This is a genomic window from Chryseobacterium lactis (assembly GCF_003815875.1).
GTDB lineage: Bacteria > Bacteroidota > Bacteroidia > Flavobacteriales > Weeksellaceae > Chryseobacterium > Chryseobacterium lactis.
On record NZ_CP033924.1, the window covers coordinates 1,660,183 to 1,685,535 of the forward strand.

Consider the following 25,353-nt stretch of genomic DNA (forward strand, 5'->3'; position numbering starts at 1 on the left):
TGAGTACTATCATCAAATAAAAAATATATGAAGACATCGGTTTTTTTAGAAAAATTACAAGAAGAATTAGAAGAGGAACAAAGCCTTACAGTGGATACCAATCTGAAAGAATTAGAAAGCTATGATTCGATCAGTTTGCTTTCTATCATTGCTTTTGTGGATGAAAACTTTGAGAAAACAGTCGATACAAAAGATTTCAAAGATGTAGAGACCGTGTCTGATCTTATGAATATTATTGGTAAAGAAAATTTCGAAGATTAATGAATCCGTTTTCATTAAAAGATAAAATCATTCTAATTACAGGGGCTTCTTCCGGAATCGGGAGAAGCTGTTCAGTAGAATGCAGCAAAAGTGGAGCAGGGCTTATCCTGATTGCAAGAAATAAAGAAGAGCTGAATACAACGGTTTCTATGCTGGCTCCGGGCACAAAAGTTGAAACCATTATTGCTGACCTTACTCAATGTGAAAACCTTGAAGAGCTTATTGCTGAAAAGGTCATGGTAATGGGGAAGATTTCAGGTTTTATTCATTGTGCAGGTGTTGAAAAAACACTTCCATTAAAAAAACACACTCCCAAATTATATCACGACATTTTTGCTGTGAATGTGATTGCCGGGTTTGAAATCGCTAAAATTCTTTCGCTCAAAAAGTATAAAGCCGAAGCTTCCAGCTTTGTATTTATTTCCTCTGTAGCAGGAATGGTTGGTGAGATAGGAAAGGCCGCCTATTCATCAAGTAAGGGAGCTGTCATTTCAGGAGCCCGTTCCATGGCGATGGAACTTTCCAGAAGTAATGTTCGGGTCAACAGCATCAGTCCGGCTATGGTAAATACTCCGATTCTGGAGAAAATGTTTGCCGGTATAGGAGAAGAAGCTGCTGAAGAAATCCTTAAAAGGCACCCGCTGGGAATTGGAAGACCTGAAGATGTAGCCAATGCCTGTATCTTCCTGCTTTCTGACGCAGCTGCCTGGATTACCGGTTCTAATCTTGTGGTAGACGGTGGATATTCCGCTCAATAATTATTGAATGTAAAGGGTCTCAATAATCTCTTCAACGGCATTGAAGATTTTCTGATTATCAAATTGATCTTCAATAGTTTCAAGATTTTTTCTGATGGTATTAATAAGCTCGGTATCTGTCAGAAATGTTTTCATGGCTTCATACATTTCGTTGGTGTCATAATTGATAAGGTAACCGGTTTCGCGATCTTTGATCATCACTCCTACATCTCCGGTATCAGTTGCAATAATGGGTTTCTGAAGAATTAATGCTTCGGCAATCACCAAAGGCCATGCCTCGGATTCAGACGAAAGAATGAAGTAGTCCGCATTTTTAATGTAAGGATAGGGATTCATTCTGTTTCCAGTTAAAATAAAACTTTCCTGGACATTGTTAGCCTGGATTTGCTCTGTAAGATTTTTCATTTCCTCGCCATTTCCTATAACGACAACACTGTGTTGAAAACCTTCATCGATAAGCTTTTTATGGGCATCAATAAGTTTATGATAGCCTTTTCTGCTGTGAAGACGACCTACGGACACAAAAACCGGTCCTTGGGGAAGAGGTTCTATTTTTTCTTCTGCCTTTTTTTTAATTTCTTCAATAGGAATGGCATTGATTACAACACTCTCGGCCGGATATTGTAAATCCGGGTAATGCAGATGCATCAGGTCTTTGATTTTTTGAGAGCAGTAGATCATATGGTCAAACTGAGGGAAATTTTTTAAAATGTCCGGAACCAAAGGCTGCATGGCAGGAATATTGATTTCGGAATGAAACCATCCTATTTTTTTCGACACTCCATTGCTGGAATTGATGACTGACGAAAATGTAGTATATGAAGGAGCTATTTCAATATCAAACTTTTTGTTACCTAAGATATGATCAGAGACTTTATGATTTTTCAGTGCACTTGCCAGTTTCATTCTCCTGCGAAGGAGCTGAAGTTTATGAATCAGTGGATTTTGAGAAAAATTCTCTTTACCTTCAGTAAGGTATACCTTTTTTACATGATGTGGAAACTCGTTTCGAAGCTCACCCTGATTCAGATTAAGACATACCGTAATATCAAATCTATCAGGGTTCAGATTATTGAGCATGCTTAATATCACTTTCTCCACACCGCCCATTTCCATAGAACGGTGCCTGAACAACACCTTTATTTTCTTATTTTCTGACATTATCTGAAAAGTTTTTGTAGTGTAATGGCTATTTTTTTCTTAATCCTGTACCATATCCCGTTTTGATACTCAAGAAGTGCAAAAATCTCCTTGTGATTTGAATACGTTTCAGGAATCTTTTTTCCATTAATGGTGGTAAGCTTTCTTCTCTTCATGGTGCTGAAAACAACCTGTGCAAAGTAATCATACGATTTTCCTTTGTTATTGTTTTGAGAAATTCCTCCTGCGTGAGCCCGGTAATAATAGTTGGTTTCGTTGATAAAATGGACATCTCCTTTTTCATACATTTTTAAATACAGATCCTGATCTTCAGCAATCCTTAATTCAGGATTCATCTTTTCTGTCTGCAGATATACATCCTTTCTAAATGTTGTAAAGTGACCGATCTGAATAGGATAGTTGAAAAAGTAGGGATCTCTGTTTCGTACCTGCATTGCCGATTTAAACGGAGCAATAGGGGTAAGTTTTTTATCACAGGCCATAAATCTTGAATAGGCCAGAACGACTTTCTTTTTGTGTTTAAAAAGATTCATTGCCGATTCGATAGCTGTAGGAAGGATAGCATCATCCGGATCCACAAAACCACATATTTCTCCGTTGGCTAGCTCTATAAGCCTGCTTTTGGTAACACCTACGCCGCTATTTTTTTCATTTTCAAAAAATTTAAACCGATCGTCACCTGCGATGATAGATTTTACCATCTCTCTTTCATTTTCTGAAGAAGCGTCATCCACAATAATAGCTTCCCAGTCAGGATAAGTCTGGCTGAGTAAGGAATCATAGCAGTCCTTAAACAAAATTGCATTGTTGTAATGGGCAATAAGTACAGAAAATTTCATATTAATGTAAAAGAGTATTGAACGTTAATTCCTGTCTGAGAGCATGGTGATTAGCAGAAAACTTTACGCCTGCAATCGATACTTTAAGATTTCCTGGTATATGTTTCAGTGAGACAGTTGAGCAAAAACTGTTCCTGAAAAAAAAGAGTACTGACGATAACGGTGCTTTTTTCATAGCGGGATTCGGCCAAAATTTTTTTTTTCATTTGAGTAAGACAAATATAATCTGTTTTTAGATAAATGTAAAAAAAATCTTTATTTTTGCTCTATTAAAGGCAACACAGTGAGCGAAATAACAAGAGTTCTCAAAACATTTATAGGGTATCTGAAAAGACCCGACCTATATCCGGAACTAGGCCGGAAAATTATTAAAAATACTGTCAACAGAGGCAATGCCTTTAAAGGAAAGGAAAAAACACATTCCTGGGCAGCTGAACGGGCAATATCACAACAAGAAGCGGTTTCAAAACTTTTTGGAGTTGAAACAGAGGCTTTCCGAAAAGATTATCAGGAAATTTTAGCAAATGCAGCTCAAAAAGAAAAGGATTGCCCGGTAAAAATGGGTGGCCCCGGTGCTTTGGAGCTGATCTACTATGCCTGTGAGTTTGCCAATGCAAAACATGTTGTGGAAACAGGAGTTGCCTATGGATGGTCTTCCCTGGCAACGTTGATATCATTGATCAAAAGAAACGGAACGTTGTATAGCTCAGATATGCCGTATCTGGCACAAGATGGTGATCAGTATGTAGGATATGTAGTTCCTGAACATCTTAGAAACAACTGGAAATTATTCCGTTTTGCAGATAAGGAATCACTGCCAAAAATCTTTGCTGAAAATGCGGTTTTTGATGTTTTACACTATGATTCTGACAAGAGTTATAATGGCAGGATATGGGCATATGATGAGTTGTATAAGCATTTAAGAAAAGGAGGTGTTTTCATTAGTGACGATATCGGGGACAATTCTGCTTACCAGGATTTCTGTGAGAAAAACAAGATCGAGACCACAGTAGTAGAGTACGAAGGGAAATATATTGGTGTTTTTATTAAGTAGGAATCGTTTAAATGCTTGTTGACGTGATCCGGATGAAAAATGTTTATATAACTTATAACACAGCTGTTTAAACAGTTTATATGAAGATAAGTCAGATTACATTTACCAGATTTCTTGCGGCTATGGCAATTGTCATTTCCCATTTTAATAAAGATCTGTTTTTATATAAAATCGATTACATTTCGAATATTTTTCTGAAAGCTAATGTTGGGGTAAGTTATTTCTTTATACTTTCAGGCTTCATTATGATTGTAGCCTATCATAAGAAAGATAAGATTGCCTATCTGGATTATTATAAAAACAGGTTTGCCAGAATCTACCCTTTGTATGTATTGGGATTGTTGCTTTATCTGGTGACCCGATATTCTAATTTTAGTATATACGACAGTTTTTTATATCTGTTTGGGCTCCAGAGCTGGATTCCGGGAAAGGCAATGGTTTTGAATTTTCCGGGATGGTCTATCTCTGTTGAGTTCCTGTTTTATCTGCTCTTTCCGGTACTGTACAACTATTTTTATTCTAAAGGGAACAAAAGCATCTGGGTTATTACGGTCATCATCTGGATCATTACCCAGGTATTTTGCAGTTTGTATGCGGAATCATCTTATTATAAAGGACCCCATACGGAAAGCCATGAGTTGTTGTATTATTTCCCGGTAATGCATATTAATGAATTTTTAGCAGGAAATCTTGCAGGATTATTTTTTGTGAAAAATACCCAGCAGAAAAACTATGATGTTCCGGTGCTGGTGATTTTTACATTGATTATGCTATCATTAATTTTTGTTCCTCTTTTTTATCACAATGGTTTAATGGCTTTGCTGTTTATTCCGCTTATTATTTTGATATCCCGTAATAATGGAGCACTGACCCGTATTTTCTCATTAAAACCATTAGAATATCTGGGCGAAGCAAGCTATGCGGTATATATTACCCATATTCCGATATTGTACATTCTGAGAGAAATTTTGAAGTGGAAGAAGTACGATCCGGGCATTAATAATGTATTCTGGATCTATGTGGTTGTCCTGGTCATTACTTCCATTTTATTTTATCAATGCATCGAGAAGCCTATGAGGAATTATCTTAAAAAAATAAAGGTAAGTTGAAAATACCTATTTTTGTGTAACTTAAAGTACTCACAGTGATTGAAATAACAAATGTTCCCCCAACAAATAAGAGTGTTTTCCAAAGAAGAAACGCTCTGTTTCGTTTTTTTTTCAATAGAAATAACATAGAGGCTGGAGCTATCGGGCTCCTTGGGAAGGATGAGAATAGATATAGATCATTAACTTCTAAAAGCACGTTATGTTATTCAATTCAGTAGGGTTTCTTATTTTCTTGCCAATAGTTTTTTGTCTGTATTGGTTTGTTTTCAATAAAAAATTTCAGCACCAAAACAGATTGCTGTTGCTGGCGAGCTTTTACTTTTACGCCTGCTGGGACTGGAGATTTTTGTTTTTACTGATGTTTTCAATTGGTCTGGATTATGTGTCAGGGATTAAAATTGAGAACAGTAAAAATAAGCGGGAAGCTACCTTTTGGCTGACATTAAGTATTGTAATTAATCTTGGCTTTTTAGGCTTTTTCAAATATTATAATTTCTTTGTCGGAAGTTTTTCGGATCTGCTTAACGGGTTTGGTTTCAAGGTTAATGTTTGGCTTCTTCACATTATACTTCCTGTTGGTATTTCATTTTATACCTTCCATGGGCTTTCCTATGTGATTGATGTCTATAAAAAAAGAATTAAGGCCGAAAGAAATTTTACCGATTATGCCGTATTTGTAAGTTATTTCCCACTTTTGGTTGCGGGACCTATAGAAAGGGCTACTCACTTGTTGCCGCAGATACAGAAAGAAAGGATATTCAATTATGAGCAGGCTGTAGATGGGATGCGTCAGATTCTGTGGGGCTTTTTCAAGAAAATGGTTATTGCAGATAATTGTGCTCCTCTGGTGAATGAGATTTTCAATAATTACCATACTGAGAGCCCCGGTAATCTTGTCATAGGAGCCGTATTGTTTGCTTTCCAGATCTATGGTGATTTTTCCGGATACTCGGATATTGCGTTGGGTGTTTCAAGGTTATTCGGGATAGAATTGTTGAAAAACTTTGCCTTTCCTTATTTTTCGAGGGATATTGCAGAATTCTGGAGAAGGTGGCATATTTCATTGTCTTCGTGGTTCAGAGACTATCTTTATATTCCTTTAGGCGGAAGTAAAGGAGGTCTTTCTATGAAAATCAGGAATACCTTTATTATTTTCCTGGTGTCAGGATTTTGGCATGGAGCCAACTGGACTTTTATTGTCTGGGGAGGTTTGAATGCTTTATATTTTTTACCACTTCTGATTACGAATAAAAACCGCCAGAACCTTGAAGTCGCCGCTCAGGGAAAGTGGCTGCCCTCTTTTAAAGAATGTTTTCAGATTTTAATTACATTTTCAGTTACGTGTATTGCCTGGATTTTTTTCAGAGCAGAATCGGTATCTGTCGCCTGCCAATACATTAAAAGAATATTCAGTAGTGAGCTTTTTTCTGTTCCTCATTCGTTGCCTTTAAAAGCATTTGGTCTTATAGGCTTTATGCTGGTGGTGGAATGGATCAACAGGGAGAGATTTCACGGATTGGAAATCAAAAGATTCAGTCCGTGGATAAGACGAAGTTTTTATATTATAGTTATTTTTATTGTTCTCCGTTATGCCAATTTCGGGAATAATGCATTCATTTATTTTCAGTTTTAGCATGAAAAAGTTTTTAATCAAAATACTACCTTATTGTATTGCAGTGATTGTTGTCCTTGCAATATTAGGATCTTATGCAGATGGGAATACAGATGATAATTATATGCATTTTGCGGTAAAAAAGCCTCAGAATATAATTTTGGGCGACTCCAGAGGATCACAGGGAATTGTACCGCAGGTTTTAAAAAATAAACTTTCTGTCCCCTTTGATAATTTTTCATTGAATATTGCTGAATCTCCCTATGGCGAGGTCTATTTAAAGGCTTTAAAAAGGAAATTAGACCCCGAAACTAAAAACGGAATCTTTATTTTAAGCATAAGTCCATGGAATGTTTCGCTGGCTAAGACTATCAGGAAAAAAGAAGGTTTTCCGGAAGAAGGCTCTCCTTTGAATAATATGTATTTCTATGATTGGTCTCCAAATTATGAGTATTTGCTGAAGAATTATTCAAGAAGTTGGTTTAAAATATTTACAGAAAGAGAAAAGGCAGTAGGAAAATCGAATACATTTCTGCATCCTGACGGCTGGCTGGAAGTAAATGTAGATATGAACAAAGATTCTGTAGCAGCCCGAACCCGAAGAAAAGTAGAAGGATACAAAATGGTAGCAAAAGAAACTGCACTGTCTCCGGAACGGTTAAGAGCTTTTGACGAAATTATAAGTTATTTAAGAACACGGGGCAAAGTGTACATCGTTCGCATTCCGGCCTCTGAAAAACTGATGGCTCTTGAGAATGAAAAATTCCCCCAGTTCAGTAAATTATTGCAGGATATCGGACGTAAACAGAATGCAAAGGTTTTCGATTTTTCGAAGAACTTCCATGATTTTGATTATACAGACGGGAATCATATGTATAAAGAATCCGGAAAGAAATTCACTTCCCGAATCGCAGATTCCATCAGATTAAGCCGAAAAAACTAAAATAAATTTTCTCTGAAATTGATATTATAAATTCCCGAACGGATGCTCTGATAATCTTTAACCAGATATTTGAGGATCATGCCCCATTTTTTAGAAGTCGTGGCATTGGCGATCTGAAAGCTTCTGTGCATTCTTTCAATGTGAAGTTTTACATGATCGGGGATTGTATTTTCCTTTTTGGCCCATTCCTCTACCTCTTTCCATAAAAGAACTCGGGTAATGGCCGGATTCACCTTTTTAGAATCTACAACGGTAATCCTGTTGTCCTCATGTACTCCTCTTACAGCTACAGCTTTATCCAATATTCCAGGATAAAGATCCAGATAATAAGATAATCTGAATAAAAATTCGGTATCCTGGTGCAGCCTTAAAGTAGATTTAAAGAGTGGCTTCATTTTTTTCATTAAAGACTCTCTACGGATCGTAAGTGTATCAATACTGAAAAGCCCGAAGCTTCCCAGCATATGAAGTTGTCCGGGGAAAACCTCTTCAGGGGAATGTCTTTTATAAACCGTAGTGAGTTTATCTTTAAATAAAGAATAGTATTGTTCTTTAGCTTTTTCAGAGTAATAATTAACACCAAGTGCTCCATATACACCTTCTACATCGGGATTTTTAAAAAGTTCTCTTTCAGCATCAAATCTATTGGGAAGGAAATAATCATCCGCATCCAAAAAAGCAATAAAATCACCTGTAGACTTTTCGATGCCTAAATTCCGGCTGGGGCCGGCTCCATGATTTCCTTTATCAGGATGTTGATAAAGTTGTACCCTGTCATACTGCCGGGAAAGCTTCTCGCATACCTGCAGTGCCTGATCAGGGGATTTGTCCTCTATCAAAATAACTTCATGAACTTCGTCAAACTGAAGAACTGATTCTACTGCTTGTGAAACATATTTTTCGGCATTATAAACGGGAATGATTACTGAAATTCTCATTTTTTAAACTCAATTTTTATGTCATCTTTGTGTCTGAAAACTATTGCAATATAATTAATTATAAATACTTATGGCTTAAAATTTTATTAAAAAAAAGTAGAGATATCTTGCCGTACAATTTCTTGAGATTTCTGCTAACCTTGCCAACCTTTTACTAATTTAGTAAAAAAACCAGAATTTTCTTTCTATTTTTCTGGTATTTGCAAGGATTCAGGAGATCAATGAGTGCCTGAAATTGATATTATAAAGTCCGGATCTTATGCTTTTGTAATCAATCAGGAGATATTTAGCGATCATTCCCCATTTCCTAAATGTAGGCGCTTTGGCAATTTCGAAACTTCTGTACATCCTTTTGATATGGATCTTCACTTCTTCAGAAATGTTGTTTTCATTTTCATACCAAAGATCAACTTCTTTCCAAAGCAGTGCACGGGAGAATGCGGGATCAATGAAACGCATATCGACTTTGGTGATTCTGTTGTTTTCATGTACGCCTCTCATGGCTATGGCTTTATCAAGTATTCCGGGATAAAGATCCAGATAATAGGAAAGACGGAACAAAAACTCAGTATCTTCATGAAGCCTTAGATGAGCTTTGAATAAAGATTTCATTTTTTTCATCAGAGGTTCTCTGCGTACCGTTAAAGTATCAATACTGAATAGACCAAAACTTCCCAACATGTGAAGCTGTCCGGGAAAAACATCTTTTGGATCATAATGTTTATAAACAGTCGTTAATCTGTCACCAAATAATTGATAATACTGTTCTTTTGCTTTTTCTGAATAATAATGAACTCCGAGTGCTCCATAAATACCTTCTACATCGGGGTTTTTGAAAAGTTCTCTTTCAGCATCAAATCGGTTGGGTAGATAATAATCATCTGCATCAAGAAAAGCTATAAAATCGCCGATCGCCTTTTCTATCCCCAGATTCCGGCTCGGACCTGCGCCGTGATTTCCCTTGTCGGGGTGTTGATAGAGTTTTACCCTATCGTTTTTTTCAGCAAGCTGCTGACATATCTGTAATGCGTTGTCCGGAGACTTATCCTCAACCAGAATGATTTCAATTACTTCATCAAACTGAAGAGCAGATTTTACTGCATCACGGACATATTTTTCGGCATTATAAACGGGAATAATTACTGATATTCTCATTTCCATTTCTCCTTGTCAATAAATTAGAATTACGTTGCGTTTTTGTTTAGTACCTTTCGCAGCACGAAATTTAAGATTTTAATTTCAGTTTCACGTATTCTGGTTTATTTTTTTCAACAAAATGTGATAAAATTAATATGAATATTAATTCTCTAATAATTTTATGGGTAAATTGTCTTTTTCATAGATAGGAGAGCAATGAAAAAATACAGATCTTGGAAGATGATGAGTGTTTTTTATTTTTCAACGGTATTTTTTACAGATGAGAGGGTCAACTTATCAATTTTGAGAATGAGCGTATGTAAATCGGTATTTCATTTTTAAAATATTCGGATTTTTTATAACAGTAGTCAGGAAATCTATGGCTTTAGAAAAACCTTTTTTTCCGGAAAGCTCAAAAGCTTTTTTCTGAAGATAAAAATGCTGCACAATATCTTTGTCTAAAGACAGAGGCTGAGACCATTCATATAAAGAGTTCCAGAATAGAAACTGTCTTTGATTATACTGTGGCGAATATTTAACGATTTTAGTAATTCTGTTGTCATCGTGGATTCCTCTCATCGCAATTGCCTCATCAATAATTCCTGATTTCAGGTAGGAATGGAAAGCCAGTTTAATGATAAAATCAGAATCCTGATGTACACGAAGTACCTCATTAAACCTAAGGTGATATTGATCAATAGCCGACTTTCTAATCGTCAAGGCATTAAGGTGAAAAAACGTACCGAAAGTTTTCGGTGTAAGCCCAAGAAGTCCTCTGAAGATTTCTTTTCCTTCTGCAGGATAATTCACTGTTGTAAGGGAGCTGTCGCTAAATTTAGACTGAAACTCCTGTTTGCCTTTTTCGGTAAGATATTCAATACCAACAGCACCGAAAGTACCCTCTATTTTAGGATCGTCAAATATAGTTTTCTCAGCATCAAATCGATTGGGAAGGTAATAATCATCAGCATCCAGAAAGGTAATGAAGTTTCCGGTTGATTTTTCAATACCAAGGTTTCGTGAAGCTGCTGCGCCATGATTTTCCTTATCAGGATGTTGAAGAAGTTTAATCTTAGAATATTGATCTGCCAGTCTTTTGCAGACTTCCAGTGAGTGATCGGTAGATTTATCTTCGATTAAAATAATTTCTTTTACTTCTTCGAAAGGCAATGCCGAAAGCACTGATTTTTTTAAAAATTCAGCAGCATTGTATACAGGAATAATTACAGAGATATCAAGCATTATAATACAGATTGATTGTTATGAGCCCAAAGCGCAAGCTGCAAAAGATTCCAGTGCTTATGATCTTTATTCAGGAATTTTTGAGCAGCATCAAAATCGATATAATTGAAAACTTTCTGATTAGGATTTTTTAAAAGATCGTTGGAGAGCTTCATTAAGTTTTCTTCATCAAACCAGCTTTTTACACTGAGCCCAAAGCCTTGCTTGTGCCTGTTTCTTATGGTTTCCGTCCAGTAAGAACCCATCGTTTCGCGAAGGATAATTTTATCATTGTCATTGGTTAGTTTCAGCTGATCAGGCAATTGAATACAGAACTCCGCAAAGTCCAGGTCTAAAAATGGGGTTCTTACTTCCAATGAGTTGGCCATAGCCATCCTGTCGGATTTTACCATCATATTTCCCGGAACATAATTTTCCAGATCAACTCTCATAATATCGTTTAGTGAATCCGGATCTGGTGTGAAGCTGTACCCTTGCTGATAATCTGTTGAAATGCCCAGCATTTTACGTTCTTCTTTGCTAAAATCATTTCTTACATTGTTGAGATGAAAGTCTAAAATAGAATCGTATTTCAGGTTCTGCTGCGTAAGAAAAGAAGTGGGCTTTATTTTTTGATAAAGGCTAAGTCCGAATTTTGCGATGAGGTTTTTATAACTGAAGTGATTTTTCAACTTATTTTCTACGGTGTAAAAATGATATCCTCCAAATAATTCGTCGCCAACGTCACCGGAAAGGGCTACAGTAAGATTCTTTCTTGCATTTTTACATATTTCATAATGTGGGATGAATGAAATGTCAGCAAAAGGTTCATCAAAAAAAGGAGAAATGTTGAGAAGAGATTCTGCAAGATCTTTTTTTTGTTCATGAACTTCGATATGATTGGTCTTATATTTATCCGCAATTTCTTTTGCATATTTCAGCTCACTGTCTTTATGGTCATATCCAAAACTGATGGTGGTCTGGTGGGGTAGAAATTCATCAACCAAAGCCACAACAGAGGATGAGTCCAGCCCGCCGCTCAGGAAACTCCCGACTTCCACGTCTGCAATAAGTTGTTTTTTTACTGCATTTTTAAGCAGGTAAACAAATTCTTCTTTAGCATCGGAAAGACTGATGACTCTATTCTTTGCCGGAAGGCTGTAATATCTTGAAACCGTAATTTTTCCTTCTTTCCAGATAAGCTGATGGGCCGGCGGAAGAGTGAAAATATTACTGTATATACTTTGATAGGTACTTACATATCCATATTGTAAATAATTGGAAATCGCTTCCGGATTTACTTTTGGCTGAATCAGTCCGGATGCTAAAATGGCTTTGATTTCTGAGGCAAAAATAAATTCATTATTATTTCCCACCGCGTAATAGAATGGCTTTTCTCCAAAACGATCCCTTGCACAGTACAGTTGCTGTTTTTGGTCATCCCAGATGGCAAAAGCAAACATTCCAGGAAGTTCATGAATGAGATTTTCCTGCTTTCTCTGGTACATCGCAAGGATCACTTCGGTATCGGAACCGCCGTGGTAAGGATATTCTGCATATTGTCTTTTGATATCCTGATATCCGTAGATTTCACCATTTAAAACAATACATTCGTTGTTGGTATTGGAGAACATGGGCTGCTTCCCATTTTCTGACAAGTCGATAATGGAAAGTCTGCGGTGACCCAATGCCGCATTTTCATAAAATTCATAATGTGAAGAATCCGGACCGCGGTGGATCATAGAATCCGTCATTTTCTGGATTTCCGCGTGGTAGTTTTTGGCATTTTGGCCGATAATTCCTGCTATTCCGCACATAATATTTTATTTTTCATCATTAATTTTCCAGTTTTGGATATGCTAATTTACGACAGATTAAGAAAAGTAGTGCCTTTCTGAGACACCCGGTTTCGGAAATCAGTCAGTTTTTTTTCATCTTCACTGATCTTTTTATTTTTTTGAGACAGTTCCTTATACATATTCATCTTTCCTGTCATCAGATTTTTAATCATGCCTTGTTTTAAATATTTCTTTTCCAATTCCAATCCGTTGGGAATGGCGGGATTCATGATATTGGTTTCGATGCGGAGATCGGGATATTTTTTTAAATCTATTTTACGAATGAGCTGTACACCGTCATGTACGGCTCTGCTGCCGGGAGCGAGTAATACCTTCTTTTGATGAAAGTGAACACGGTTTACATATTCATCATCTTCTCCATAATGGAAAAAATATGGATTAAAGCCGCCTATCGTTTCTATTGTTTTTCTGGGTAACAGCCAATGCGCAGCATTCACAAACCAGACTTCATAATAGGATTTTAAAGTCTGGAAATACAGATCTGAGATCATTCTTGTTTTCTCGTAATTTTTGGCGATATACTGATCAAGGAAAATATCGAGATGTTTTTCTGTACCATCTATGTGGATAGGACTTATAATTCCAATTTCGTCCTGATTGGGATGGTTGATATAGACTTCAAGGAGTTTTTCCATGCTATCCTCATACAGCCATGCGTCCTGGTTCATCAGGTAAAAAAACTCGGCTCCGTCTTTGTATGCCTTTTCAATTCCTATATTATTGGCTTTCCCAAATCCGAGATTGCTTTCGGATTGAGTAAGATCTACTTCCGGGAAATTGGTTTTGATGTATTCCTGAGTTCCGTCTGTAGATCCGTTATCGATGACGAAACATTTTACGGGAACAGAAGACTGTCTTAAACTGTTAAAGCATCGTTCTGCCCATTTCATGGCGTTGTAGGTAACAATAATGATATGAATCTCAGACATTTTTATTTTTTAATCGTTTTTGGTTTGGTGTATTATAATTTAAAGCAAATTATGGATTTTAAAATAGATGAAATAATACACTTTTTTAATAAGAGCATCTAATGCCGGAAAAGTCATAAAGCCCTGAGTGAAGAGCAGCATGGTCCACAATGAGTTAAAAAGAATTAATACCAGTGCAACAATATCTTGTTTCAGAGAACTGTTCAGTTGCTTTTCTCCTAAGGTGAATAGGGTTAATAATGTGAAAAAAATATTGATCCATCTTCCCCAGTCATAGGCGATGTAAAATAACGGAAGCAGGAAAATAGCCTGTATGATAAGGAATTTTCTGCTGATTTTTATTTTGTTGAATTTATAGTAGATGAAAAATGTCAGAGATGCAAAAAACAGACTGATCAGATAGGTTAAGTAGCCATAGAGGTGAGCCTGGTAGAAATTCAAAACATTATAGTGAGGATCATAGCCGTAAATTCCTTTAAGAACTAAATTAAGACCGTGATTTTGGAGAAACTGAATTGAATTTTCACTGCTTATACTATATCCGAATTTATAAAGGATCAGCATGGTAACCACAGCCGGAATAATATGATACAGCAGTATTTTTTTTATTTTAACTTGAGAAGAAGCCTTGTCTCTGATAAAGTAGGTAAAACTTACAAAAGGAATATAAAAGAACGCTGCTTCATGATTTAGAATGGCAATAATAATGAACAGAGTAATGAAAATATCTCTTATTTTTTTGTGAGATTCCAGATAGATACAATAAATCAGGTAGAATAAAAAGATCACAATTTCCTTTTTAGCGGCAACTGTAGGATCTTTCAAGACCATTCCCATTCCGGCGGGCAGCAATATAAGGCTTATTGTGAGCAGTGTATTTTTCTTTTGGGTGAAAAATTTTATGAGAAGGAAGAATAAAAGTGTGTATATGGAAGATACAAATGCAAATACAATCCATTCAAGCTGGGCTCCTGTAATTTCATTCAAGAAAATAAAAAAGGTTCCGCAAAGTCCACGCCGTTTGAAACCACCATCCTGATAGCTGATTAGCCATTCACCGAGATACCATCCATTTTTGTGAAAAACAACCTGCATATAGGTGTTCTGGACACTAATATAATAGTATATAATCAATATAAAACCGATGATGTAATTGATTATTTTAGTTTTCATAATGACTGGCTGGAGTGGGAACGATATATTTTAATCAATAAAAACCTTTTTAAACTTATCCATAACAGGATGGGGAAGGAATTGTTCATATAATTCCTTTGCCGACAGATTAAGTTCCGAATCCAGAATGATATCCTGAAGTTCTTTACTGTCATGATAATAATAAGCCTGATCTTTCATTTGGCTGATATGGGCTTTTTCCGGTGGATTGGCCAGAGCTATGACCGGTTTTCCTTTAATCGCAAATTCCGCAACGGTAATCCCGAATGTTTCTCCCCTTTGTCTTGCATGAAGCAAAGCGTTACAGGTATTGATGAACTTTTGTTTCATGATAATATCTGAGCTTGGAGGTAAAAATATGATATTGGACGGCAATGATTTCCACCATTTCTTTTTGATGAAAGGATCTACACCCATAAATATAAAATAGATATCCTTGTATCTGGTGGCTATTTTTTCAATTGTTTTCTGAGCAAACAGAATATTAAAACTGATGTAGCCGCCATAATAACCGAATACTTTTGCTTTTGGGGGAATATTCAGCTCAGCCCTTAGATCCAGATCGGTGTGGGTTTCGAAATTGACCATGTGAGGAACGTAAGGATATTTTGATCCGGTCATTTCTTCGCTCAACCATTCAGAAACATAAGCGTAAACGTCGCCGTGGGGCTCAAAATGAGTGAAAACACTGTGGATTGCAGTTTTAGTTGCTTTGGTTTCTATTCCGTCAAGATATCCGTTTTTAATGGCATAGAACAGGTCGATATTACTTTCGGTAATGATTTTTTCAACTTCATTAAAATCGGAATAACCGTAGACTTTGAAGCGTTTTTCAAATTTTTCAATTCCCAACGGATGATTGGTCTTTGAGTTTTTGTTGTATACAATAATCGATTCATTTCCCAGATATCTTTCATTGAAATCTGCGTAATCATAAACTGCTATGGAAGTCCCCCGATAGTTGAGTTCATCCTCATGAAAAAGAATTTTCATCTTATTTAAATATATTTTTCAGTCTTCCTTTTATCTTCTGAAGAATGGTTCTCTTCGGATATTTGGTAAGATCATTGTGTTTAAAAAGTCCTTCTCCCTGGGCGATTTTGAAATCCTGTTTCACCCACCAGGAAGCAATATTTCTTTCGAGTGATGCGGTTTCTCCTGAAAAGGGAATAATGGTTTCCAGCAAAAACTTTTTCTTGACAAGATAAGGATTATTCGTCCAATTGGCCCAACGGGAAGTGGTCACAAAATATTCTCCTTTTTTCTGGATTTTATCCGGAAATTCTGATGCGGGATCCAGCCAGTGTAAGGATTCCAGAAGGTGAGGGGAAGTACATTCATGCCAATCATCATAATAATTCAGTTCATTTCCTTTATGTCTGATGGAGATGAGCGGATATCCCGGATTTTCCCTGCTTCGGTAACGTACTACTTCAAATCCGTTGCTGAGCATTTCAAGACCGCTCTTAAGGCGCGAATATACGGTCTTTTCACCTTCAATAAGCTCAAAGTCGTGTTCCAGAAAGAGGATGTTTTCACACACTGCATTTTCTGCAAGCACTTTCATTCCTTTTCCGATTCCGATATTATCCTGTAGTCCTATGTATCTGACTTTGTACTGATCTGCCGTTCTTTTGTCTTCTTCACTTACTTCCTGAAAAAGGATCACAATATCATCGATCATATGTAAAAGACCGTATTTTTTGTAAGACTTCAGTGTGTTTTTTAAAGTTTCTCCACTTTTCCACGAAAGGATACAGATACTGATGGGCAGTTTTTCCATAATCATTAGTACTTATAGGTTTAGGAAGGGATGTGGGGCTGTCATGGAAATTTTTCTGGCTGCTTCAATCTCTCCGAATTTTTTTGAAAAGTATTGATACTGGTCTTTATAAAACCGGGCTTCACTCATATTTCCTTTGGCTCCCATCTTCAGAAGATAGGAGAGCAGTGCCGTCTTTTCTCTTTTAATATTATAATCGTAGTTGGGGTCAAGATATTTGGTCTCACGTTGCATTTGCATAGAGAGTCTTGCGGTCTTTAATGCTTCTGCTTTGTCTTTAGGTTCCTTCTTGTAAAACGATTGCACGGTATCATGAACCACTTTACTTTTTGAGCACACAATGATTTTAAGTCCGAAATAAGAAACCCTGTGTATGTATTCATAATCTTCTGCACCGTGGAAGAAGTAAGGGTTGAACCCACCTACTTTTTCGATTGCTTTTCTGGGAATCCACCAATGGGCTGCATTCACAAAACTTATTTCATAGTAAGGTTTAGCCTCATCAAAATAAATATCAGAAAGCATTCTGTTATTTCTAAGATCTTTGGCAAGATAATTTTCAAAATGAAGATCCAGTTTTTTCTCGCTGCCGTCGAGATGCATCGGGCTCATAATTCCTATCTGGTTTTGATCCGGATGGGAATGATACACATCGAGTAACTGCTGGAAACTGTCCGGATAAATCCAGGCATCCTGATTCATCAGGTAGAAGAACTCTGTTTCTTGTTTGTAAGCTTTTTCGATGCCCATATTATTGGCTTTTCCAAAACCTGCATTTTCCGGAGATTGAATAAAATCAACTTCCGGGAACTGTGTTTTTATATATTCCTGAGTACCATCCGTAGATCCGTTGTCGATGACGATGCAGGTGACAGGAACTGAAGAATGCCTCAGGCTTGTAAAGCATCTTTCTGCCCATTTCATGGCATTATAAGTGACAATTATAACTGATATTTTCGCCATCTTAAATATACTTTTTGGTTAAAGTTTCCAGATAATCTTCGGGGCTTATTCCGGAAAAAAATGAGTTGATATTTTCTCCAAAATCTACTTTATAAAAATCCCCTTCATCGATCTCGGAATATATTCCCTTTTGACTGGTCTTTTTCTCAATAGCACCAATTATTTCTTTTAAATCGTAATAATAAGGGAAGGCACAATTGATAATACCATTTTCAGGAAGAATACAGTTGATTTTCAAAAAACGGGTTATATCGTCCATATCAATCAGAAGTCGTCTTGCATGGGTATGAACAACAAACGTATTGTTGTTGGTTATCTGGCTTTTCAGGTAATTAAAAAGGGTATTAGGGTTTCCTCCTTTTCCAACAATATTACCAATTCTCAGGATAAGATAGTTGTTAGAATTATTTTTGATATAATCTTCCACGGCCAGTTTGTGTAAAACATAATGGCTGTTTTGCTTTGACTGGTCTTTTACACTTAAGGTGGAAAAGTATATCAATTTTTTATCGCTGTTGTTTTTCAGGGTATCTTTTAGGAGATTAAATTCTCTTTCAAATTCAGAGTCTCTGGTCTCAAGGGAATTTGAAACCCCGGAAGCAAAGAATATATAGTCCTCTGAATCGATGTGTTGTAATGAATTAGCGATAAGTCCGTTTCCTATAATCATTGATCAATGTGTGTTTTTATAGTTAAAAACTATGTTTTTGAAAGAATATCCATGGTGAGTATTAGTTTTCATATTTTGCGATTCCTTTATTATCATGTTCTCCTTTGGTATTGAGCTTCCATGAGCTGGATTTATCTACAGACTGAATGTAATGCAAATATTCTTCCGTATAGTTTTGAGGATCCATATACCATCCTCCGTGTAAGGCGGTATAGTCTCCACCTATTCTTATCCCTTCCAAAAAAGGTAAATTATTGAATCGGTTGGGATAATACGGCTTATACAAGGCAAAAGTTGTGTCCACATAGGCAGAATAAACATTGTTTTCGAGTTTCTTCTCCCAAAATTGTTTTTCCCATTTGAGAACTTTCTCTTTCAGAGGAAAATAATCGGGAATGGTTTCTATATCCAGGGCAAATCCTACTTTGGTTATGCTGCTGTGATATTTATCCATTTTTGAGATCATCTCAGACATGAAATCTGCGGGAAGTTTTTCGTTGGGAACAATATCGGGATCAGTTAATACAAAGTATCCTTTACCATACTTTTCCTGTAAATAGGGAGTATCGAAAAAAACTTTATGTCCGAGATTATCAGACATACGTTCTATTGTAATTTTCTGATCGATCGTTTTGTAATAATCAAGAAGAGGAGGATAATCAGATTTGTTATCGATGATGATAATATTTTCAAACTTCCTTTCCTGTAAGAATCCGATCAGTTGCTTTAAATAATAAAGTTGATTAAAATTAATGATAATGATGGGAATACTTAAAGTGTTTTCTCTCTGAGATTTTACCTGCTGATCATATTGAATGAGATATCGGTACAATATTTTATTCCTGATCTTATCCACTTTCCCAGTATAATGTTTTATATCCCAGGCTGAATCATTGTTTTTCAACAGCAAATATTTCTTCTTTGGAGCTCCCAGTAATTGTTTATAGCTCTTTAAATAATAATAAAGCTTATAGAGATTAAGATTTAATTGTTTCTTGTTTTGCCAGCAATAATGAAGGTGTACATTGATCAGTTTTTGTAAGGTATCGGAACTGAATCTGGTATAATATGTATTGATCAGATAACCAAAAAACTGATATCTTGCTTCTACCTTTCGTTCCTGATAAGCCGTGTTTTCGACATCTCCGGAAATGCTTGAAGAAGATATGCGAACATATGTCTTGGCGGCATCTATACAATACACCGATCCGAAATCTGAAAATTCCAGCACAGCCAGATCATCTGAATTCCATGCTAATGGAAATTCTTTGAATTTATATTTCTGATAAGCACTTTTTCTGAAAATATGTTCAGACAGGCTTGAGCGATGACCATCATAAATTTTCTGCAACCATAATTTCACAGAAGATTCTACCTGCTCATAGCGGGTAAAAGAGGTGAGAACGTTGTCATTTTCATCCATCAAAGCCTGAGAAAATTTAATCACATTGATTTTCTTTTCTTCAATCGGGATGAGGTTATTATAAAACTCTTCAACAAAATTTTTAGAAATGGTATCATCATCTCCCAAAATAATGAACCATTCTTCTTTTACATGATCCAGAATTCTTGCCCATTGCAGTGCCAGATTCTTGCCCCCTAAATTATCTTTATAATCAAAATAATGATACTCATCAGGTTGGAAATACAGATCAAGGACAGGCAAAGGATTATCAGGACTATTATCATTACCGATATACAACACAAAATCCTGGTTGGTTTGTGCAGCAATAGATTGTATGGTTTTTTCCAGAAAATCTATTTTGTAGTAAGGAATAACAATAGCTAGTTTTTTCATTATCGTCTAAAAATTGAAAATATTTTTTCTGTTAACTGATATCTTTTGGAGTTGATTAGTTTCTCCAGGTGATTAACTTTCTGCTTAAGTTTTCTGTTTTCATAGAGGATATTTTTAAACTCTGAAATATTTTCTTTATACAATAGCTGGTGCTTATTATAAAGATAGTTGCGTATTTCATCGTCATTAGCCTCCATTGCTTCCGTATTTCGTGAAACTTCTTTAATTCTATAAAGAAATCCGGTATATGGCAGTCTTGTTATTCTTATATTTTGTTTTTTTAATGAAATAAAAGATAGCCAAAAATCCCAGTCTTCATATCCTTTATGCATTGTTTCATCAAAACCTCCTATATTTTTCCAGTCTTCTTTTTTAAAGAATGCAGTGCAAAAGATTTGATTTTCAAGTAACATGTTTGGAATTTGAAAATTTTCCAAGACAAATTCATCATTTCGGAGGCCAAAATATTGAGCATAACAGTAAACAATATCACTTTCTTCAAAATGTATTGAGGCTAATTCTAAATATTGGTTTTCAATTTTATCATCTCCATCAAGAGGAAGAATCCATTGTCCTGATGCTTTTTCTATTCCAAAGTTTCTTGCTGTTGAAACCCCGCCGTTTTGTTTTTTATAATACTTGAATCTGGTATCTTTTTCTAACCATGTTTGTACTATATTTTCTGTATTGTCCGGAGAACCATCATCTACAATTATACACTCCCATTTTTTGAATGTTTGGTCCATAATGGATTGCAGACATTCATTAAGATAGCGTGCCTGATTGTAAGCGGGAACTATGATAGAAATTAATGGAGTATCCATGAATTACTCTTTTATAATTTTTTTCACCTCTTCTATATATGAAAACCCATTTTTAAGGTCTGGCTCAAGGATATTTCCCTCTGCCCATTCGTTCCAGGATTTTAATATAAGGAAATTTTCGGAATGATCTTTTTTACTTAGAAATTCAACGGCTTTATTCAATTGTTTTCTGAAAACCAATGGACTATTATTTGTTAAAATGACACCATTATAGCCACTTCTGGGAGTATTATCCCAGTTGGATAAGACCATAGGAAAAGTTTCTACATTCGCATTGGTATATTGCATTTGATCTGCAATCAATGCGATATCCTGAGTTCTTACTTTTGGTTTATCCTTTTCCTTCTCTTTTATTCCGAGAATACCTTTTAATCTTCTTTTATAATATTGTGCACCGGAAATATATTCTTTTCCCTGAATATATGGAATCCATGCTTTTTGGAATGCGTGTGAAACTTTTCCATCATACCCCATGGAATCATAGTCCAACTCATCTGGTTGTTTGTTACTCGCCATGATATACAAGTCGTCAAACCCGTTTTCTTTTGCTAGCTTTCTGAACTTTTTGATATAATTTGGGTCACCTTTTTGTAAATGTTCCGGACAATAAATCATAAGTAGTGGTTTATTATCAACTTTTATATAGCGTTTATCTTTAAAAAAGGGTAAAAGATAATTAAAATGAGAAATTATATCTTCATCACTGGGATATGTTTGTTCTGCTAATATTTTTGAAGTTAATCCATGCCAAATTCCTGACCAGGTTTCATTAGCCCAACAGAAACAAAAAGGGAAATCCGGTTTACCTGTTTCTAAAACTTCATTTGCGATACGCTCCAGTAGCTGCTTTCCGTTTCCGAACCAATAATGATAATAGATAAAGCCATGTATTCCATAATCTCGTGCCATTTGTGCTTGTTGCTCTCTCACTTCAGGAACACGAAGATCATAATATCCTAGGTCTGCAGGACATATCGGTTGTTCATGTCCTTCAAATAAGGGTTTGGCTTTTCCTACATTTGTCCATTCGGTAAATCCTTTTCCCCACCATTCGTCATTTTCGGGAATAGGATGATATTGAGGGAGATAAAATGCCAGCGGCTTTATTTTTTTCATGTTGTTTTGTCTAATGTTTTAATAAGTTTAGCAGGTATTCCTGCAATTACCGAGTTTTTTGGAAAACTCTTATTAACTACTGCATTGGCTCCAATAATACAATTTTCTCCTATAGTGACACCTGGTAGAATGCAAACTCCTTCACCAATCCACACATTATCTTTGATTTCAATCGGCCCTTTGGAATGTAAAGGTCTATGGGCTGGGACCTTTTCTATGTCTACAACGGAAATATCTCCATGAGAATGATCAGATATGTATATTCTACTTGCCATTAACACATTATTACCAATTGTAATTTTATTTATGGCACCAATGTGTACATCCGAATTCAGGATAACATTATCCCCGATTATTATTTCAGGATTAAAATTTTCTTCCTGAAAGTGATCCCAGGCTTCCAGTCTTAAATTAAATAAGGAACTGAAATTTTTTCCTATGGAAATATATTTTGGATTTTTAATCCAATGCTCCTCAGGGATCGTAGAATTTGTTCCGAATGTCTTGAAATTTGTTTTTGCCCAATAATCGAGCTTATTTTGTTTATACGCTTTATAAGCTTCAGAATTTAGAATCTTATATAAAACTTTCACTAAAACACTCATATCTTTCCGGTTATTTGGTAATATAACGTTTTTGCAAACTTTAATTTATCTTCTTTCAAGAGTTTTTTATAATAGTCATTTCTGTATTCAGGAAATATTTTAAATTTCTCCCAATGTGACAGATAGTTGTCTATTGTTTTTTGGTAAGAAGGATTATAAAGGTTTTCGGATTCTAATGTCAAAGCATTATACGTAACAACAGAATTTTCAACATTTTCCCGTTTTTCCAAAAACTCCATTGGATTTTCGTTATTAAAGATCCTATCTAAATTTTCTGCGAACTCTGCTTCGGTGATCATGGAATCTTTATACGATATTCTTTTACCTCCTTGTTTATATTCTTGTGTGAAATTTTCTATTAAATTATCTAAATTATCAAAGTTTTTTAAATTATCCGTTTTGTAAAACAGATCTTTTATATCATTGTATTGGCAATTTTCTTTTACATATAAAAAAATTGGAAGGTCAGCTTCTGCAGCAATCTGAGTCATTAATGCACCGGCAAAAGGAAAAGTTGCAATATAATAATCTACCTTTTTCATGATCTCAAATAAATCGTACCGATCACCTATTAAGAATATTCGGTTATTTAGATTATTATCATCAATAAATTTAGTTATTGCATCTGCATTGCCACTTCCTGCCAAAACAAAAATAAGATTTTTGTTTATGTTTAAAAGCCGATGAATGGTTTCAAAGAATTCTAACTTATTTCCCAGAACTTTATAAAGTGTGCTTCCTGCAAAAATGATTTTCTTGTCTTTTGTTTCAAAATCAAATCCCTGGAATGAAGAACTCGATAAAATCGGATAGTAGGGCAGTAATTTGTTTTTTTGTTTTGGGATATTTCTAAACTGTTCAGACAAATTAAGTCCGTAAGATCGGAATCCAATATTGATATCTGTAATATCTACTCCCAGCCAAAATGCCTGATCAGTGAGATTAATCTGATATCTTGTGATTCCTTTTATTTTGTAAAAAGCTAAATATGCAATTGTATCCCACGGAATCAGATGCATTAAAATACTTTCCGGCTTTACAGATAAAATAATATTAAATAAGTTTTCAGCCTTATCAATTCTAGTTTCCCCGTTTAGATAATATATTTCTTTATGAGCATAATCTTTAATTTCTGATAAGATCGCTTCATTTTTATAATACCTGCCTTCATTTTCAAATACGAGGATGATTTTTTTATTAAGTTTTTTTAAAGCTCTCAGATATTGTTGCGTTAATCCACGATTATCATATCCAAAATAGTCATAAAACATAATGACATCTTTCTGGGGAGAAATAGTCTGTGTGGCTAAATGCAGGTCAGCAATTTGCTTGAGAGAACCTTCCAGCTCCTTATCATACCAAGATTCATTAAAACAGTAATTGTACTGCAGATGAGCAGACAATTCTATCAATCTTAAAGCTAAATCATAGTTTTTCTGATTAATAGATAATTGTAATTTTTTCTTGATAAGCTGGTCAAGATCTATAAGTTTCTTATTTGAAAGCATTTATGACTGAAATTATTTTTTCAATTTCAACCTCCGTCATTATTGGAGACAGAGGAAGACTTAACACTTCTTCGTGTATTTTTTCGCTTATTGGAAAAGACATGTCATTCCATTCTTTATATGCTTCCTGTTTATGGGGTGGAATAGGATAATGAATCAATGTCTGAATATCATTTTCTGTAAGATAAGCCTGAAGCTGGTCTCTTTTTTTTGTCCGGATTACAAAGACGTGCCAAACATGTTCTTTTTCATCTTCGGGATATTCAGGAAGAACAATTTCAGGATTATCTATTTTTGTAATAAATTGTTTTGCAATTTGTCTTCTTATTTCGTTTTCATGATCTATATATTTTAGTTTTATATCTAAAACTGCTGCCTGTAGCTCATCCAGCCTGGAATTTAAACCTTTATATACATTAATATACTTTTTATTTGAACCATAATTGGCCAAAGCTCTGATGGTTTTCGCCAATTCATTATCATTGGTTGTTACTGCTCCCGCATCTCCCAAAGCTCCTAGGTTCTTTCCGGGATAAAAGCTGAATCCAGCTGCATCACCAAGATTTCCTGTCTTTAAACCATTCCACTCCGCACCAATTGCCTGTGCATTGTCTTCGATGATTTTTAAATTATACTTTTGAGAAATAGCCTTTAGTTCATTGGAGAAAATTGTTCTTCCCTGAAGGTGTACAATGAGAATTCCCTTTGTTTTTGGAGTAATTTTTTCCTCAATTTTTGAAATGTCAATATTGTAAGTATTGATTTCAGGTTCTACCAACACAGGGATAAGTCCATTGTCTGAGATCGCCAAAATAGAAGCGATATAGGTGTTGGATGGAACAATAATTTCGTCACCAACATTCATAATCTCTAATTCAATGTAGGCACGAAGAATAAGTCGTAAAGCATCTAAACCGTTGGCTACTCCTATGGAATGTTGTACTCTGAGGTAGTTTGAAAGATTCGTTTCAAAATTTGCAAGCTCGTTTCCCATAAGATACCAGCCGGAGCGGAAAACATCAATAAGTTTAGTTTCAATCTCCTGTTGATATTGTAGATTTATTTTTTGTAAATCAAGAAATTTAATCATAG

General features: G+C 35.5%; 24 protein-coding genes. 6 read left to right on the plus strand and 18 right to left on the minus strand.

Translation table 11 applies throughout. From position 1 onward, the window contains the following. Positions 1-27 precede the first annotated feature (27 nt). Positions 28-261 (plus strand): phosphopantetheine-binding protein, encoded by a 234-nt coding sequence (locus EG342_RS07135; protein WP_103289056.1) that lies wholly within the window; start codon positions 28-30, stop codon positions 259-261. Beyond that, positions 261-1,019: an SDR family NAD(P)-dependent oxidoreductase gene (locus tag EG342_RS07140; protein WP_103289057.1), complete on the plus strand. Its 759-nt coding sequence runs from the start codon at positions 261-263 to the stop codon at positions 1,017-1,019. The genes EG342_RS07135 and EG342_RS07140 overlap by 1 nt, the downstream gene beginning before the upstream one ends. On the opposite strand, the gene EG342_RS07145 is transcribed toward EG342_RS07140, so the two are convergent. Beyond that, positions 1,020-2,180: a glycosyltransferase gene (locus EG342_RS07145; RefSeq protein WP_103289058.1), complete on the minus strand. Its 1,161-nt coding sequence runs from the start codon at positions 2,178-2,180 to the stop codon at positions 1,020-1,022. Next, positions 2,180-3,019, minus strand: coding sequence for a glycosyltransferase family 2 protein (locus tag EG342_RS07150; RefSeq protein WP_103289059.1), 840 nt, complete (start codon positions 3,017-3,019; stop codon positions 2,180-2,182). The genes EG342_RS07145 and EG342_RS07150 overlap by 1 nt, the downstream gene beginning before the upstream one ends. A 283-nt stretch (positions 3,020-3,302) precedes the next feature. Between EG342_RS07150 and EG342_RS07155 the strand changes: the two genes are divergently transcribed. From EG342_RS07155 to EG342_RS07170, 4 genes are all read left to right on the plus strand, one after another. Continuing rightward, positions 3,303-4,073, plus strand: a complete 771-nt coding sequence (locus tag EG342_RS07155; RefSeq protein WP_103289060.1) for an O-methyltransferase — start codon at positions 3,303-3,305, stop codon at positions 4,071-4,073. Positions 4,074-4,153: 80 nt separating this feature from the next. Then, on the plus strand, positions 4,154-5,182 hold the full coding sequence (locus tag EG342_RS07160; protein ID WP_103289061.1) for an acyltransferase family protein: 1,029 nt from the start codon (positions 4,154-4,156) through the stop codon (positions 5,180-5,182). A 199-nt stretch (positions 5,183-5,381) separates the two neighbouring features. Further along, a complete protein-coding gene (locus EG342_RS07165) occupies positions 5,382-6,815 on the plus strand; it encodes an MBOAT family O-acyltransferase (RefSeq protein ID WP_103289062.1) in 1,434 nt (477 codons plus the stop codon). Between the two features lies 1 nt (position 6,816). Continuing rightward, a complete protein-coding gene (locus EG342_RS07170) occupies positions 6,817-7,737 on the plus strand; it encodes a hypothetical protein (protein ID WP_246008751.1) in 921 nt (306 codons plus the stop codon). Here EG342_RS07170 and EG342_RS07175 read toward each other — a convergent pair. The 16 genes from EG342_RS07175 to EG342_RS07250 all read right to left on the minus strand — a co-directional run bounded on the left by EG342_RS07175 (position 7,734) and on the right by EG342_RS07250 (position 25,351). Further along, positions 7,734-8,675 carry a glycosyltransferase family 2 protein gene (locus EG342_RS07175; protein ID WP_103289064.1) on the minus strand — a complete coding sequence of 314 codons (942 nt, stop codon included), beginning with the start codon at positions 8,673-8,675 and terminating at the stop codon, positions 7,734-7,736. The genes EG342_RS07170 and EG342_RS07175 overlap by 4 nt on opposite strands. 210 nt (positions 8,676-8,885) lie before the next feature. Then, entirely contained in the window at positions 8,886-9,830 is a 945-nt protein-coding gene (locus tag EG342_RS07180; RefSeq protein WP_103289335.1) for a glycosyltransferase family 2 protein, read from the minus strand. Between the two features lie 279 nt (positions 9,831-10,109). Continuing rightward, on the minus strand, positions 10,110-11,054 hold the full coding sequence (locus EG342_RS07185) for a glycosyltransferase family 2 protein (protein WP_103289065.1): 945 nt from the start codon (positions 11,052-11,054) through the stop codon (positions 10,110-10,112). Beyond that, positions 11,054-12,850 carry an asparagine synthase (glutamine-hydrolyzing) gene (gene asnB, locus EG342_RS07190; protein WP_103289066.1) on the minus strand — a complete coding sequence of 599 codons (1,797 nt, stop codon included), beginning with the start codon at positions 12,848-12,850 and terminating at the stop codon, positions 11,054-11,056. Before asnB ends, EG342_RS07185 begins: the two co-directional genes overlap by 1 nt. Positions 12,851-12,897: 47 nt before the next feature. Then, positions 12,898-13,821: a glycosyltransferase family 2 protein gene (locus EG342_RS07195; RefSeq protein WP_103289067.1), complete on the minus strand. Its 924-nt coding sequence runs from the start codon at positions 13,819-13,821 to the stop codon at positions 12,898-12,900. A gap of 39 nt (positions 13,822-13,860) precedes the next feature. After that, positions 13,861-14,994: a hypothetical protein gene (locus EG342_RS07200; protein ID WP_123868044.1), complete on the minus strand. Its 1,134-nt coding sequence runs from the start codon at positions 14,992-14,994 to the stop codon at positions 13,861-13,863. 30 nt (positions 14,995-15,024) lie between these two features. Continuing rightward, positions 15,025-15,987, minus strand: coding sequence for a glycosyltransferase family protein (locus tag EG342_RS07205; protein WP_103289069.1), 963 nt, complete (start codon positions 15,985-15,987; stop codon positions 15,025-15,027). A 1-nt stretch (position 15,988) separates the two neighbouring features. Beyond that, on the minus strand, positions 15,989-16,777 hold the full coding sequence (locus EG342_RS07210; protein ID WP_123868045.1) for a glycosyltransferase family 2 protein: 789 nt from the start codon (positions 16,775-16,777) through the stop codon (positions 15,989-15,991). Positions 16,778-16,789: 12 nt separating this feature from the next. Continuing rightward, the gene (locus tag EG342_RS07215; protein ID WP_103289071.1) at positions 16,790-17,740 is read right to left on the minus strand and encodes a glycosyltransferase family 2 protein; all 951 of its coding nucleotides are present in this window, start codon (positions 17,738-17,740) and stop codon (positions 16,790-16,792) included. Between the two features lies 1 nt (position 17,741). Next, the gene (locus EG342_RS07220; RefSeq protein WP_103289072.1) at positions 17,742-18,410 is read right to left on the minus strand and encodes a Rossmann-fold NAD(P)-binding domain-containing protein; all 669 of its coding nucleotides are present in this window, start codon (positions 18,408-18,410) and stop codon (positions 17,742-17,744) included. A gap of 61 nt (positions 18,411-18,471) precedes the next feature. Beyond that, a complete protein-coding gene (locus EG342_RS07225) occupies positions 18,472-20,208 on the minus strand; it encodes a glycosyltransferase family 2 protein (RefSeq protein ID WP_103289073.1) in 1,737 nt (578 codons plus the stop codon). After that, positions 20,208-21,032, minus strand: coding sequence for a glycosyltransferase family 2 protein (locus tag EG342_RS07230; RefSeq protein ID WP_103289074.1), 825 nt, complete (start codon positions 21,030-21,032; stop codon positions 20,208-20,210). The genes EG342_RS07225 and EG342_RS07230 overlap by 1 nt, the downstream gene beginning before the upstream one ends. Before the next feature lie 3 nt (positions 21,033-21,035). Further along, positions 21,036-22,148 (minus strand): glycosyltransferase WbsX family protein, encoded by a 1,113-nt coding sequence (locus EG342_RS07235; protein ID WP_185126880.1) that lies wholly within the window; start codon positions 22,146-22,148, stop codon positions 21,036-21,038. Continuing rightward, positions 22,145-22,753 carry an LbetaH domain-containing protein gene (locus EG342_RS07240; RefSeq protein ID WP_103289076.1) on the minus strand — a complete coding sequence of 203 codons (609 nt, stop codon included), beginning with the start codon at positions 22,751-22,753 and terminating at the stop codon, positions 22,145-22,147. Before EG342_RS07240 ends, EG342_RS07235 begins: the two co-directional genes overlap by 4 nt. After that, positions 22,750-24,261, minus strand: a complete 1,512-nt coding sequence (locus EG342_RS07245; protein WP_103289077.1) for a glycosyltransferase family protein — start codon at positions 24,259-24,261, stop codon at positions 22,750-22,752. Before EG342_RS07245 ends, EG342_RS07240 begins: the two co-directional genes overlap by 4 nt. Next, entirely contained in the window at positions 24,248-25,351 is a 1,104-nt protein-coding gene (locus tag EG342_RS07250) for a DegT/DnrJ/EryC1/StrS family aminotransferase (protein WP_103289078.1), read from the minus strand. The genes EG342_RS07245 and EG342_RS07250 overlap by 14 nt, the downstream gene beginning before the upstream one ends. Positions 25,352-25,353: the final 2 nt, after the last annotated feature.